Source organism: Streptomyces sp. NPDC051136 (assembly GCF_044455745.1).
GTDB lineage: Bacteria > Actinomycetota > Actinomycetes > Streptomycetales > Streptomycetaceae > Streptomyces.
In genome coordinates this window covers 320,248-333,889 of record NZ_JBITFE010000005.1, presented here as the reverse complement: position 1 = coordinate 333,889, position 13,642 = coordinate 320,248, and the positions used below count along the sequence as shown (strand labels likewise).

8 protein-coding genes and 1 pseudogene are annotated in these 13,642 nt (G+C 72.3%); 5 read left to right on the top strand and 4 right to left on the bottom strand.

Annotation, left to right across the window (positions count from 1 at the left end; translation table 11 throughout):
* The first annotated feature begins 112 nt into the window (after positions 1-112).
* Positions 113-1,012: a hypothetical protein gene (locus tag ACIBCJ_RS16765; RefSeq protein WP_362102293.1), complete on the top strand. Its 900-nt coding sequence runs from the start codon at positions 113-115 to the stop codon at positions 1,010-1,012.
* Positions 1,013-1,055: 43 nt separating this feature from the next.
* Complete coding sequence (locus ACIBCJ_RS16760) at positions 1,056-1,691, top strand: SIMPL domain-containing protein (protein ID WP_362102290.1); 636 nt, start codon at positions 1,056-1,058, stop codon at positions 1,689-1,691.
* 19 nt (positions 1,692-1,710) lie between these two features.
* Here the strand turns inward: ACIBCJ_RS16760 and ACIBCJ_RS16755 are convergent, their stop codons facing one another.
* Positions 1,711-2,436 (bottom strand): VWA domain-containing protein, encoded by a 726-nt coding sequence (locus tag ACIBCJ_RS16755; RefSeq protein ID WP_362506863.1) that lies wholly within the window; start codon positions 2,434-2,436, stop codon positions 1,711-1,713.
* 155 nt (positions 2,437-2,591) lie between these two features.
* Between ACIBCJ_RS16755 and ACIBCJ_RS16750 the strand changes: the two genes are divergently transcribed.
* Together ACIBCJ_RS16750 and ACIBCJ_RS16745 are read left to right on the top strand one after the other, a co-directional pair.
* The gene (locus tag ACIBCJ_RS16750) at positions 2,592-3,524 is read left to right on the top strand and encodes a rhomboid family intramembrane serine protease (RefSeq protein WP_362102285.1); all 933 of its coding nucleotides are present in this window, start codon (positions 2,592-2,594) and stop codon (positions 3,522-3,524) included.
* Positions 3,525-3,570: 46 nt separating this feature from the next.
* The gene (locus ACIBCJ_RS16745) at positions 3,571-4,491 is read left to right on the top strand and encodes a chitosanase (RefSeq protein ID WP_362102282.1); all 921 of its coding nucleotides are present in this window, start codon (positions 3,571-3,573) and stop codon (positions 4,489-4,491) included.
* Between the two features lie 163 nt (positions 4,492-4,654).
* On the opposite strand, the gene ACIBCJ_RS16740 is transcribed toward ACIBCJ_RS16745, so the two are convergent.
* The 3 genes from ACIBCJ_RS16740 to ACIBCJ_RS16730 all read right to left on the bottom strand — a co-directional run bounded on the left by ACIBCJ_RS16740 (position 4,655) and on the right by ACIBCJ_RS16730 (position 11,842).
* Entirely contained in the window at positions 4,655-6,118 is a 1,464-nt protein-coding gene (locus ACIBCJ_RS16740; protein WP_362102279.1) for a glutamate synthase subunit beta, read from the bottom strand.
* Entirely contained in the window at positions 6,111-10,706 is a 4,596-nt protein-coding gene (gene gltB / locus ACIBCJ_RS16735) for a glutamate synthase large subunit (RefSeq protein ID WP_365980304.1), read from the bottom strand. The genes ACIBCJ_RS16740 and gltB overlap by 8 nt, the downstream gene beginning before the upstream one ends.
* A gap of 404 nt (positions 10,707-11,110) precedes the next feature.
* Positions 11,111-11,842, bottom strand: a complete 732-nt coding sequence (locus ACIBCJ_RS16730) for a VIT1/CCC1 transporter family protein (RefSeq protein ID WP_365980191.1) — start codon at positions 11,840-11,842, stop codon at positions 11,111-11,113.
* A 233-nt stretch (positions 11,843-12,075) separates the two neighbouring features.
* On the opposite strand from ACIBCJ_RS16730, the pseudogene ACIBCJ_RS16725 reads away from it, so the two are divergent.
* Positions 12,076-13,069: pseudogene (locus ACIBCJ_RS16725) on the top strand (ADP-ribosylglycohydrolase family protein); the annotation flags it as partial.
* Positions 13,070-13,642: the final 573 nt, after the last annotated feature.

Genomic DNA, 13,642 nt, shown 5'->3' with positions numbered 1-13,642 from the left:
GGGCGGTGGCCCGCCGGGCGCAGACCGTCTCAGGCGCTGAACGCGCTGCGGTCCCCGTGCGGCTCGTACAGTGGGGGCAGGGAGCAGGGTGCAGGCGTCTTGGGGGTAGGGCGTGGCGAACGGCGGACCGGTCGAGCACGGGTTCCCGCACCTGGAGACGGTGCGGGAGGCGGTGACGGCGCTGTACCGGCGGCTGTCGTACGACACCGTCCGGACGTTCTCGGCCAGTGTGGCGCCGGTGGACGTGGCGTTCTGCGACACGGACGACCTGTATCTGGGGACGCAGCGGGTGGCGCGCGAGCTGGTGCGGCACTACCGGCTGCCGGACGCCCGCATGATCGTCTCGTTCCGGGAGATGACGCACGCGGCGAACGTGGAGCTGACGGCGGGCCCGGAGTACTTCGTCGAGCTGAACGACCGTTTCCGCACGCACCGCCGGGACATCGGCGCGGCCCTGGCGCACGAGGTCATGCACGTGTATCTGCACCGTCTCGACCTGGCCTTCCCCGGCACCCGGGCCAACGAGATCCTCACCGACACGGCGACGACGTACCTGGGCGCCGGCTGGCTGCTCCTGGACGCCTACCGGGAGGACGCGGCGTCCTCGCAGAAGCTGGGGTACCTGACGCCGGAGGAGTTCGGGTACGTGCTGGCCAAGCGGGCGCTGCTGTTCGGTGAGGATCCGTCGGTGTGGTTCACGAGTCCGCAGGCGTACACGGCGTACGGCAGGGGTCTGGCCCGGGCGCGCCGGGACGGGCAGCAGCCGCCGCTCACCGCGGCGGGCTGGGCGGGCCGGCGCCGTTACGCGCGGGACCGCCGGCACGCGCAGGACGCGGGGGCCGGGGGCGCGGCGGCGGACGGTGTGCCGTACGCCTTCACGGCCGGGGCGCCGGGGCAGCTGCGGGTGACGTTCGACTGTCCGACCTGTCACCAGCGGATCGGGGTGCCGGTGCGGGGGCGGGTGCGGGCGCGGTGCGGGCTGTGCCGGACGGTGCTGGAGTGCGATACGTGATCGGGGGGGCAGGGGGCGCCGGTGTGCTGTTTCAATACGGCGCATGACACAGACGATCGGCGAGCCCTGGGGGCTCAGTGTGTTCGGTGCGGGCAGTGTGCGGACGGCGCCGCAGCTGGTGCGGGTGAAGCTGGCGGTGGACATGACGGAGCCGACGCCGGAGCGGGCCTTCCAGCAGGCGGGGGCGGCGGTGTCGCGGCTGCGTGCGGCGTTGCGCGGGCACGGGATACCGGACGCCTCGGTCTCGGGTTCCCGGCTCAGGCTCAATTCCCAGTACGACGGCTACGGGCCCGAGCAGAGGTTCCTCGGGTACCGCTGTTCGGCGTCGTACTCGGTCGAGACGGAGGCGCTGGACGATCTCCAGCAGTTGATCGTGGACGCGGTCGACGCGGGCGCGCACCGGATCGACGAGGTCGAGTTCGACGTGCACGACAAGCCGGCGCTGCGGGACGAGGCGCGTCGCCGGGCGGTGGCCGCCGCCCGGCGCAAGGCGGAGGTGTACGCGGAGGCGGCGGGGGTGCGGCTGGGCCCCGTGGTGCACATCCAGGACGTGGACGCCGAGTCCACCGTCCAGTATCACGGTCACGGCCGGGCGCTCGGCGGTGCGGCCGGTGACCTGGCGCCGGGGTCGGTGGAGGTGTCGGCGGGTGTGCTGCTGGGCTTCTCCCTGACGCACTGACCGTCGGGTCCGGGTCTGCTCAGGCGGGCCGCACGATGCCCTGGGCGCGTGCGGCCGCCAGCCACTGGGGGAATTCGCCCACCAGCCGGTCGTACAGGTCGGCGTCGGTGACCTTGCGCGGGTCGCGGCCGGCGTGGAAGAACCCGGCGTTGTCGACGACGCGTTTGCCGGGCACCGCGAGTTCGTCGAGCCCCCGCAGGTAGTCGAACTGGCGGCTGCCCGGGTCGCCGAAGCCGACGAACTGCCAGAACAGCGGCAGCGGCGCCGCCTTGCACAGGTACCGCTCGGCGGCGAGGCGGTTGACCGGGCCGCCGTCGGTCTGGAAGACGACGAGGGCGGGGTGGTGGGAGCCGCTGTCCAGGTAGTGGTCGATGACGGCGTCCATGGCCAGGTGGTAGCTGGTCTTCCCCATGTGCCCGAGGCCGGACACGATCCGCTCGATCCGCCCCTGGTGGTCGGTGAGGGCGATCTCGGTGACGGCGTCGACGTCGGTGGAGAAGAACACCACGGGCACGGTGCCGTCGTCGTCGAGATGGGCGGACAGGCTCAGTACGCGGTCGGCGAGCGCCTGCACGCTGCCGTCCTTGTAGTAGGGCTTCATCGAGCCGGAGTAGTCGACGACGAGGTAGACCGCCGCCCGTGTTCCGTCCATGCCGTGCTTGGTGAGCGACACCCCGGCGGTCTTGTACAGGTCGACCAGCGCGGGTGCGCTCTCCTGCACCTTGGTGAGACTGATCGCGGCCATGCGGACTCCCCCCGGTCACCCCTGCCGTGCGTCGTGCGGGTGCCGAGGTTACGGCACGGTGCACCCCGCCGCTCGGCCGGGTCACCGGCATTCGTTATTTTGTTCGCCGCCGTCCCCACCGGCTCACCGTCCGCCCGTCCCGAGGAGCCGGCCCCGTGGATTCCGAGCCCACCCCCACCTGTTGGCGCCATCCCGCGGTGGAGTGCCACGTCCGCTGCACCCGCTGCGAGCGGTACATCTGCCCGGACTGCATGCGTGAGGCCGCCGTCGGCCACCAGTGCCCGGAGTGCGTGAAGGAGGGGGCGCGTTCGGTCAGGCAGGCCCGGACCATCGCCGGCGGCCGGATGTCGGCGACGCCCGTCGTGACGTACGTGCTGTTCGCGCTGAACGTGCTGGCGTACCTGGCGGAGGTGGTGCGGCCGGGGATCGTGGACCGGTTCGCCATGGTCGGTTCGCGGCTGACCGGTCCTGACGGCGTCCAGTACCCCGCGGACGGGGGTTTCTTCACCTTCGGGCCGGTACGCGTGGAGGGTGTCGCCGGGGGCGAGTGGGAGCGGATGCTCACCAGCGCCTTCCTCCACCAGTCGCCCTTCGAGGGCGCCTTCGGGATCCTGCACCTCACCCTGAACATGGTCGTGCTGTGGCAGCTGGGACGGGTGGTGGAGCTGATGCTCGGCCGGTTCCGGTTCGCCGTCCTGTACCTGCTGTCGGCGCTCGGCGGTTCCGTCCTGGAACTGGTCCTCACCGACCCCGGGCAGGTCTCGGTCGGCGCGTCCGGTGCGGTCTTCGGGGTGGGGGCGGCGTACTACGTGCTGCACCGCCGGCTCGGCGCCGACCCGGCGGGGGTCGGCCGCCTCATGCTCCTCCTGCTGCTGTGGCTGGTGGTCTCCGCCTGGTTCACGTCGTGGCAGGGGCATCTCGGCGGCCTGCTGGCCGGCGGTGCGCTGGCCGTGGCGTTCGCGTACGCGCCCCGCGACGGGCGCCGCACGGTGGTGCAGGCCGGGGCGGGCGCCGCGCTGGTGGTGCTGCTGGCGGTGACGGCGGTGGTCAAGGTGTCCGAACTGACGGGCGGGAGCGTGCCCCTGTGAGTGCTCCCCGCTGTGAGAGCTGTCCCCCTAGGAAAGGTGTCCCCCTGTGAAACGAGCCGGAGTGCTGCTCCTCGGGGCCCTGCCCGTGATCGCGGCGGGCGTGTACTTCGTGGTGCCGGGGGATTCGTCCGACGCGGCGGACGACCCGGCCGCGACGTCCGCGTCCGCGCCGGCCACCGCCCGGTCGGCCCGGGACGACGCCAAGGACCGGGCCGAGGAGGAGCGGGAGGCGGACGACGCGCTCATCGCCGACCTGCCGGCGGGGCTGGCCGCGCCCGCGAAGAAGGAGCTGGCCCAGCAGTTGGTGTCCAGCGCGGAGAACTCGACCACGCGGTGGCGCACGGCCTACGGCAGCATCGAGGACGTCGGGGACGGCGACGGGTACACCGCGGGCATCATCGGCTTCTGCACCGGCACCCACGACCTGCTCACCCTGGTCGAGCGCTACACCGAGGCACACCCGGACAACGGCCTGGCCGGCTACCTGCCCGCCCTGCGCGAGGTGGACGGAAGCGACTCCCACGAGGGGCTGGACCCGGGCTTCACGGCGGCGTGGCGGGCGGAGGCGGAGGTCCCGGCGTTCCGCGAGGCGCAGGAGGAGGAGCGCGACCGGGTCTACTTCGAACCGGCGGTGCGCCTGGCCAAGCTGGACGGCCTGGGCACGCTGGGCCAGTTCGTCTACTACGACGCGATGGTCTTCCACGGCCCCGACACCGACGCCGAGGGCTTCTACGGGCTGCGCGAGCGGGCCATGGGCAAGGCGCAGACGCCGGGTCAGGGCGGGTCCGAGAAGGCCTACCTGGAGACCTTCCTGGACGTGCGCGAGCAGGCCATGGAGGCCAAGCGGCCGGGCGTCGACACCTCCCGCGTCGGCACGGCCCAGCGCCGCTTCCTCGCGGCCGGGAACCTGGAGCTGGCGACGCCGCTGGAGTGGCAGATGTACGGGGACACCTACCGGGTGCCCTGAGCATGCGACGGCGCCTGCCCTTGGTCCGGTCGGGGACGGGGCAGGCGCCATCAGTGTTCCGCACGCCTTTGTGCGGGACGTTCTTCGGTTGTTCCGTCCGTCGGGACGGTTGTTCCGTCCGTCGGGACGGTTGTTCCGTCCGTCGGGACGGTTGTTCCGTCCGTCAGACCGCGAGGGCGCGGTCGGTCGGGCGGATCGGAGCGGGCAGTTCGCTGGCCCCGGTCAGGAAGCGGTCGGCGCCACGTGCCGCCGAGCGGCCCTCGGCGATCGCCCAGACGATGAGCGACTGGCCGCGGCCGGCGTCACCGGCGACGAACACTCCCGGCACGTTGGTCTGGAAGTCGGCGTCCCGGGCGATGTTACCGCGTTCGTCGAGCTCCAGGCCGAACTGGTCGACGAGACCGTTCTCCTTGTCGGTGCCGGTGAAGCCCATGGCGAGGGTGACCAGCTGGGCCGGGATCTTGCGCTCGGAGCCCGGCTTCGGGGTCAGCTTCCCCTCGATGAACTCGACCTCGCTCAGGTGCAGCCACTGGACGTTGCCGTCCTGGTCGCCCTCGAAGTGGGTGGTGGAGACGGCGTAGACGCGCTCGCCGCCCTCCTCGTGGGCGCTGGTGACCTTGTACAGCATGGGGAAGGTCGGCCACGGCTGGCGCACCGCGTCCCGCTCCTCGCCCGGCCGGGGCATGATCTCCAGCTGGGTGACGGAGGCCGCGCCCTGGCGGTGGGCGGTGCCCACGCAGTCGGCGCCGGTGTCGCCGCCGCCGATGACGACGACGTGCTTGCCCTCGGCCGTGATCGGGGGCGCCACGTAGTCGCCCTCCTGGACCTTGTTGGCCAGCGGCAGGTACTCCATCGCCTGGTGGATGCCGTTCAGCTCGCGGCCGGGGACCGGCAGGTCGCGGGCGGTGGTGGAGCCGGCGGCGATGACGACGGCGTCGTAGCGCTTCTTCAGGTCGCCGGCCTTGAGGTCGCGGCCGATCTCGACGCCGGTGCGGAAGCGGGTGCCCTCCGCGCGCATCTGCTCTATGCGGCGGTTGATGTGCCGCTTCTCCATCTTGAACTCGGGGATGCCGTAGCGCAGGAGACCACCGATGCGGTCCGCGCGTTCGTAGACGGCGACGGTGTGACCGGCCCGGGTGAGCTGCTGGGCGGCGGCGAGGCCGGCCGGGCCCGAGCCGATGACGGCGACGGTCTTGCCGGACAGGCGCTCGGGGATGCGCGGGGCGACGTCCCCGGTCTCCCACGCCTTGTCGATGATGGAGACCTCGACGTTCTTGATGGTGACCGGCGGCTGGTTGATGCCGAGCACGCAGGCCGACTCGCACGGAGCGGGGCACAGGCGGCCGGTGAACTCCGGGAAGTTGTTGGTGGCGTGCAGGCGCTCGGACGCCGCCGACCAGTCCTCGCGGTAGGCGTAGTCGTTCCACTCGGGGATCAGGTTCCCGAGGGGGCAGCCGTTGTGGCAGAACGGGATGCCGCAGTCCATGCAGCGGCTGGCCTGCTTGCTGATGATCGGCAGCAGGGAGCCGGGGACGTAGACCTCGTTCCAGTCCTTGACGCGCTCGCCGACGGGACGGGTCCTGGCGACCTCGCGTCCGTGGTTCAGAAAGCCCTTGGGATCAGCCATTGGTCGCCGCCTCCATCATCTTCTCGGTGGTCTCGGTCTCGGAGAGACCGGCTCGCTCGGCGGCGTCCTTGGCGGCGAGCACTGCCTGGTACGTGCTGGGGATGAGCTTGCTGAAGCGCTCCACGGCGGTGGGCCAGTCGGCGAGCAGCTTCCCGGCGACCGTGGAGCCGGTCTCCTCGGCGTGGCGGCGCACCACGTCGTGCAGCCAGTCCTTGTCGGCGTCGTCGAGGGCCTGGACGGCGTCGACGTTGCCGACGTTGACGTTGTCCGGGTCGAGGTCGATGACGTAGGCGATGCCGCCGGACATGCCGGCCGCGAAGTTGCGGCCGGTCTCGCCGAGGACGACGGCGTGGCCGCCGGTCATGTACTCGCAGCCGTGGTCGCCGACGCCCTCGGAGACGACCAGCGCGCCGGAGTTGCGGACGCAGAAGCGCTCGCCGACCTTGCCGCGCAGGAACATCTCGCCGCCGGTGGCGCCGTAGCCGATGGTGTTGCCGGCGATGGTGGAGAACTCGGCGAGGTGGTCGGCCCCCCGGTCGGGGCGGACCACGATCCGGCCGCCGGACAGGCCCTTGCCGACGTAGTCGTTGGCGTCGCCCTCCAGGCGCAGGGTGATGCCGCGCGGGACGAAGGCGCCGAAGGACTGGCCGGCGGAGCCGGTGAAGGTGATGTCGACGGTGTCGTCGGGCAGGCCCGCGCCGCCGAACTTCTTGGTGACCTCGTGGCCGAGCATGGTGCCGACCGTGCGGTTGATGTTGCGGATCGCGACCTGGGCGCGCACCGGGGCGGCCTGGGTGGCGTCCTCGGCGGCCAGCGCGTCGGAGGCGAGCTTGATCAGCTCGTTGTCGAGCGCCTTCTCCAGGCCGTGGTCCTGGGCGACGGCCTGGTGGCGCACCGCGCCCTCGGCCAGCGCGGGCACGTGGAACAGCGGCTCCAGGTCGAGGCCCTGCGCCTTCCAGTGGTCGACGGCCCGGGTCACGTCGAGGGTCTCGGCGTGGCCGACGGCCTCCTCGATGGAGCGGAAGCCCAGCTCGGCGAGGATCTCGCGGACCTCTTCGGCGATGAACCGGAAGAAGTTCACGATGTACTCGGCCTTGCCGGAGAACCGCTCGCGCAGCACCGGGTTCTGGGTGGCGATGCCGACCGGGCAGGTGTCCAGGTGGCAGACGCGCATCATGACGCAGCCGGAGACGACGAGCGGCGCGGTCGCGAAACCGAACTCCTCGGCGCCGAGCAGCGCGGCGATGACGACGTCGCGGCCGGTCTTGAGCTGGCCGTCGGTCTGCACGACGATCCGATCGCGCAGGCCGTTGAGCAGCAGGGTCTGCTGGGTCTCGGCGAGGCCCAGCTCCCAGGGGCCGCCCGCGTGCTTGAGCGACGTGAGCGGGGAGGCGCCGGTGCCGCCGTCGTGGCCGGAGATCAGCACCACGTCCGCGTGCGCCTTGGACACACCCGCCGCGACCGTGCCGACGCCGACCTCGGAGACCAGCTTGACGTGAATCCGCGCCTGCGGGTTCGCGTTCTTCAGGTCGTGGATCAGCTGGGCCAGGTCTTCGATGGAGTAGATGTCGTGGTGCGGCGGCGGGGAGATCAGGCCGACGCCCGGGGTGGAGTGCCGGGTCCTGGCGACCCACGGGTACACCTTGTGGCCGGGCAGCTGCCCGCCCTCGCCGGGCTTGGCGCCCTGGGCCATCTTGATCTGGATGTCGTCGGCGTTGACCAGGTACTCGCTGGTGACGCCGAAGCGGCCGGAGGCCACCTGCTTGATCGACGACCGGCGGGCCGGGTCGTACAGGCGCTCCGGGTCCTCGCCGCCCTCACCGGTGTTGGACTTGCCGCCCAGCTGGTTCATGGCGATGGCGAGGGTCTCGTGCGCCTCCTGGGAGATGGAGCCGTACGACATGGCGCCGGTGGAGAAGCGCTTGACGATCTCGGAGACGGGCTCGACCTCGTCGAGGGAGATCGGCTGCCGGCCGCTCTTGAAGCCGAACAGGCCGCGCAGCGTCATCAGCCGCTCGGACTGCTCGTTCACCCGCTCGGTGTACTTCTTGAAGATGTCGTACGTGCCGGAGCGCGTGGAGTGCTGGAGGCGGAAGACCGTCTCCGGGTCGAACAGGTGCGGCTCGCCCTCGCGGCGCCACTGGTACTCGCCGCCGATGTCCAGGGCGCGGTGGGCCGGCGCGATGCCGCTGGCCGGGTACGCCTTGGCGTGGCGGGCGGCGACCTCCTGGGCGACGACGTCGATGCCGACGCCGCCGATCTTGGTGGCGGTGCCGTTGAAGTACTTGGCGACGAAGGCCTCGTCCAGGCCGACGGCCTCGAAGACCTGGGCGCCGCGGTAGGAGGCGACGGTGGAGATGCCCATCTTGGACATGACCTTGAGGACGCCCTTGCCGAGGGCGTAGATCAGGTTGCGGATGGCCTGCTCGGGCTCCGCGCCGGGCAGGAAGGTGCCCGCGCGGACCAGGTCCTCGACGGACTCCATCGCGAGGTACGGGTTGACCGCGGCGGCGCCGAAGCCGATGAGCAGGGCGACGTGGTGGACCTCGCGGACGTCGCCGGCCTCGACCAGCAGGCCCACCTCGGTGCGCTGCTTGGTGCGGATGAGGTGGTGGTGGACGGCGGCGGTGAGCAGCAGCGAGGGGATCGGGGCGTGCTCGGCGTCCGAGTGGCGGTCGGACAGGACGATGAGCCGGGCGCCGTTCTCGATGGCGGCGTCGGCCTCGGCGCAGATCTCCTCTATCCGGGCGGCCAGCGCGTCGCCGCCGCCGTGCACCCGGTAGAGCCCGGAGAGGGTCGCGGCCTTGAAGCCGGGCATGTCGCCGTCGGCGTTGATGTGGATGAGCTTGGCCAGCTCGTCGTTGTCGATGACCGGGAAGGGCAGCAGGACGCTGCGGCACGAGGCGGCCGTCGGGTCGAGCAGGTTGCCCTGGGGGCCGAGCGAGGAGCGCAGGGAGGTGACCAGTTCCTCGCGGATGGCGTCCAGCGGCGGGTTGGTGACCTGGGCGAAGAGCTGGGTGAAGTAGTCGAAGAGCAGCCGGGGGCGGTCGGAGAGCGCGGCGATGGGCGAGTCGGTGCCCATGGAGCCGATCGGCTCGGCGCCGGCCTTGGCCATCGGCGCGAGGATGACGCGCAGCTCCTCCTCGGTGTAGCCGAAGGTCTGCTGGCGGCGGGTGACCGAGGCGTGGGTGTGCACGATGTGCTCGCGCTCGGGCAGGTCGGACAGCTCGATCTCGCCGGCTTCCATCCACTCGGCGTAGGGCTGCTCGGCGGCGAGCTGGGCCTTGATCTCGTCGTCCTCGATGATGCGGTGCTCGGCGGTGTCCACGAGGAACATGCGGCCGGGCTGGAGGCGGCCCTTGCGGACGACCTTGGCGGGGTCGATGTCGAGGACGCCGACCTCGGAGCCGAGGACGACGAGGCCGTCGTCGGTGACCCAGTAGCGGCCGGGGCGCAGACCGTTGCGGTCGAGCACGGCGCCGACCTGGGTGCCGTCGGTGAAGGTGACGCAGGCGGGGCCGTCCCAGGGCTCCATCATCGTGGAGTGGTACTGGTAGAAGGCGCGCCGGTCCGCGTCCATGGAGGCGTGGTTCTCCCAGGCCTCCGGGATCATCATCAGCACGGAGTGCGGCAGCGACCGCCCGCCGAGGTGGAGCAGCTCCAGGACCTCGTCGAAGGAGGCGGAGTCCGAGGCGTCCGGCGTACAGATCGGGAAGATCCGCTCCAGGTCCGGGGACGAGCCGAACTGGTCCGAGGCGAGCTGGGACTCGCGGGCGCGCATCCAGTTGCGGTTGCCCTTGACCGTGTTGATCTCGCCGTTGTGGGCGACGAAGCGGTACGGGTGGGCGAGCGGCCAGCTCGGGAAGGTGTTGGTGGAGAACCGGGAGTGCACGAGCGCGATCGCGGAGGCGAAGCGGCGGTCGGACAGGTCCGGGAAGAACGGCTCCAGCTGGCCGGTGGTCAGCATGCCCTTGTAGACGATGGTCCGCGCGGACAGCGACGGGAAGTAGACACCGGCCTCGCGCTCGGCGCGCTTGCGCAGCGCGAAAGCGTGGCGGTCCAGGGCGATGCCCTGCGAAGCCCCGTCGGCCACGAAGATCTGGCGGAAGACCGGCATGGTCGAGCGGGCGGTGGCGCCGAGCATCTGCGGGGCGACCGGGACCTCGCGCCAGCCGAGGACGGTGAGGCCCTCCTCGCCGGCGATGGCCTCGATGCGGGAGACCGCGTCCTCGGTGCCGTGGACCGGCAGGAAGGCGATGCCGACGGCGTACGACCCGGCTTCGGGCAGCTCGAATCCGGCCACCTCGCGGAAGAAGGCGTCGGGGACCTGGGAGAGGATGCCCGCGCCGTCGCCGGAGTCGGGCTCGGAGCCGGTGGCGCCGCGGTGCTCCAGGTTGCGCAGCACGGTGAGCGCCTGGTCGACCAGGGTGTGGGACGCCTCGCCGGTGAGGGTGGCGACGAAACCGACGCCGCACGCGTCGTGTTCGTTGCGGGGGTCGTACATACCCTGCGCGGCAGGGCGAGCATCCATGAAGGACCAGTTCTGGCCATTCGCGGAGTGCTGGGACGGCTGGCGCGGCGTACGCATCGGCTCTCCCGTCGTCGTCATTTGGCTGGGGGCACCTCCCAGGCCTTCAAGGCTCTGGGGGAGCAAGTGCCGAGGGACGACGTTGGCCCTCTGCGGTGGGGTGCAAAATTTGGTGCAGGTTACATGATGGATCGGTTCTCGGTAAACGGGACAATCCGTTCCACCATGCGGACACCTGGGGTTGCGACGGTGGTGCCGTGCTCGCGGTGAAAGCTGTGGAGACCGGGGCGGACAGATCGGTGTCCGCGCGGTCCGGGGGCACGGAGGGGGCGACGTCGCCCTCTTCGCGAGTGCGCGGCAGGCCTCATTGCCCACAGCGCTTACGGCTCATGCCCGGAGATTACGCGCTCGAAACCAGCGAGTAACGGTTACTTATGCGGCCCGTCGCATAAGTTCGAGCCGGGCTATCCTACGGCCGTTCCGAACAGGCTGCCCAGGAGATACGTCACACCGGCCGCCGCGCCACCGAGGGCGAGCTGCCGCAGGCCGCTGTACCACCAGCTGCGGGCCGTGACCTTGGCGACCACCGCGCCGCACAGGAACAGACCGGCCAGCGCGAGCAGCACCGCGGGCCACAGCGCACTGGCGCCGAGCAGGAACGGCAAGACGGGCAGCAGGGCGCCCAGCGCGAAGGACCCGAACGAGGACACGGCCGCGACCGTCGGGGACGGCAGGTCGGAGGGGTCGATACCCAGCTCTTCGCGGGCGGGTATCTCCAGCGCCTGCTCGGGGTCACGGGAGAGCTGGCGCGCCACCTCGCGGGCGAGTTCCGGCTCCACACCGCGTGCCTCGTAGAGCGCGGCCAGCTCGGCCTCCTCGTCCGCCGGGTGCTTGCGCAGCTCGCGGCGCTCCACGTCCAGCTCGGCCTCGACCAGCTCGCGCTGGGAGGCGACGGAGGTGTACTCGCCGGCGGCCATGGAGAAGGCACCGGCGGCCAGTCCTGCGAGCCCGCTGATCACCACGGTCTGCTGGCTCGCGGTGCCGCCGGCGACACCGGTCATCAGGGCGAGGTTGGAGACCAGTCCGTCCATCGCGCCGAAGACGGCGGGGCGCAGCCAGCCGCCGTTCACGTCGCGGTGGGTGTGGTTGTCGCGGTGCGCCTCGTGCAGCGGCGCCTCGGTCTCGATGATGGCCATGAGGGTTCCCCCGGAAGCTAGTTTGGACCCATTCCACTTTTTAACAACACCCAATCTACGCCGATCATTTCCTCCCCGCCAGCAAGGAAAGGCTGGGCTTACCTGCGGTTTTACCTCCCAGCACTCATTCGTGATCTTGTCCGCTCATATGTCGACCGGGTGACGCTGCGCCCGGTTCGGCTGCGGTGGTCACCGCACCGGGGACAGATGAGCCGAGGGAGAGGAGAGGCCGCATGGCATCCACCGCCTGCATTCCCCCGGCCCCCGCGCCCGAGGGCGCCGTCGGACTTCGCGACCGCGCCCGGGGCGCGCTGCTGGGACTGGCCGTCGGGGACGCCCTCGGGGCGCCGGCCGAGAACATGAAGCCCTCGGAGATCCGAGCACGCTGGGGCCGTATCACGGGATACGTGGCCGACCGGCCCGCCGGCACCGACGACACGGAGTACGCGATCTTCTCCGGTCTGCTGCTGGCCCGCCACGGCGCCGCGCTCACCCCCTCCCACGTGGGGGCGGCCTGGCACGAGTGGATCGCGGACCGGGAGGAGGGCCCCTTCCGCGGCGCGGGCTTCAGCGAGCGCGGCACCCTGGAGAACCTGCGCCGGGGCCTGGCCGCCCCGATCTCCGCCCAGCACCGGCACGCCTGGAGCGACGGGCTCGCCATGCGCGCGGCGCCGCACGGCGTGTTCGCGGCCGGACGGCCCGCGGAGGCCGCCCGGCTGGCGGCGATCGACGGCTCGGTCAGTCACGAGGGCGAGGGCATCTACGGCGGCCAGGCGGTGGCGGCGGGCGTCGCGGCGGCCATGGCCGGGGCGTCCACCGTCGCGGTGGTGGCCTCCGCCCTGGCCGTCGTCCCGGACGACTCCTGGACGGCGCGCTGTCTGCGCCGCGCGATGACGGCGGCCCACCGCGGCGAACGCGCGGTGCGCTCGGCGGTGGTCATCGGCGGCTACCCGTGGACCGACCTGGCCCCCGAGGCCGTCGCCCTCGCCTTCGGGGCGTACGCGGCGGCCGACGGCGACTTCACGGACGCCGTGCTGACGGCCGTCAACATGGGCCGCGACGCCGACACCACGGCCGCCGTGGCCGGCGCCCTGGCCGGTGCGACCTGCGGCGTCCACGCCATCCCGGCCGACTGGGCGGCCGCCATCGGCCCGGCCCGCGGCACCTGCCTGCCGACGATGGCCGGGCATCACGTGCTGGAGGTGGCGGACCTGCTGACCCGGGCGGCACGGGAGGCTCGCCCGGCCGCGGGACACGCGCACGCGCCCGGAGCCGGTCTCCCCGCCCCGGACGCCGCCGCGACGCCACCGCGCCACCCGGACGGAACCCACCACCCGGCCCCGCCCCAACCACCCGGCGACACGTCCCCCACCGGCGTCCCGCCCGCCCCCGCAACCGGCACCCTCCCCCTGGCCCCCGGTCCTCCTCCGCCCGACTCCGACCCCCGTCTCCTCCCCCTGGCCCCCGTCACGGCCACGGCGCACCCGGGCACGCCCCCGCACCCGACGCCGGGCGGACGCCGTGACGGCACCACCCCGGCCCCTCCCCCGGTCGGCCCCGACCCGCATGCCCCGGCCCCGGAGACCCACGCGGCGGTGAGCCAGCACCTCGACACAGCCCCCGGTCCGGCATCGGGCGGACCACCCCACCGCACCGCCCCCACCACCCCCCGGTTCCGCCCCGAGACCACTCCCCCCGCCCCAGGACCGAACGCGGCGACAGCCCAGCACCCGGACGCGGCCCCGCCCCGACCCCCCGGCGGCGCCACCCCCGCCGCCGCCCCTCCCCGGCCCGGCCACG

Excerpts from the sequence above, each read along its gene's own strand:
- ACIBCJ_RS16730 (WP_365980191.1), bottom strand. The coding sequence starts at position 11,842 with ATGGCCATCATCGAGACCGAGGCGCCGCTGCACGAGGCGCACCGCGAC.
- ACIBCJ_RS16760 (WP_362102290.1), top strand. The coding sequence starts at position 1,056 with ATGACACAGACGATCGGCGAGCCCTGGGGGCTCAGTGTGTTCGGTGCG.
- ACIBCJ_RS16740 (WP_362102279.1), bottom strand. The coding sequence starts at position 6,118 with ATGGCTGATCCCAAGGGCTTTCTGAACCACGGACGCGAGGTCGCCAGG.
- gltB (WP_365980304.1), bottom strand. The coding sequence starts at position 10,706 with ATGCGTACGCCGCGCCAGCCGTCCCAGCACTCCGCGAATGGCCAGAAC.
- ACIBCJ_RS16755 (WP_362506863.1), bottom strand. The coding sequence starts at position 2,436 with ATGGCCGCGATCAGTCTCACCAAGGTGCAGGAGAGCGCACCCGCGCTG.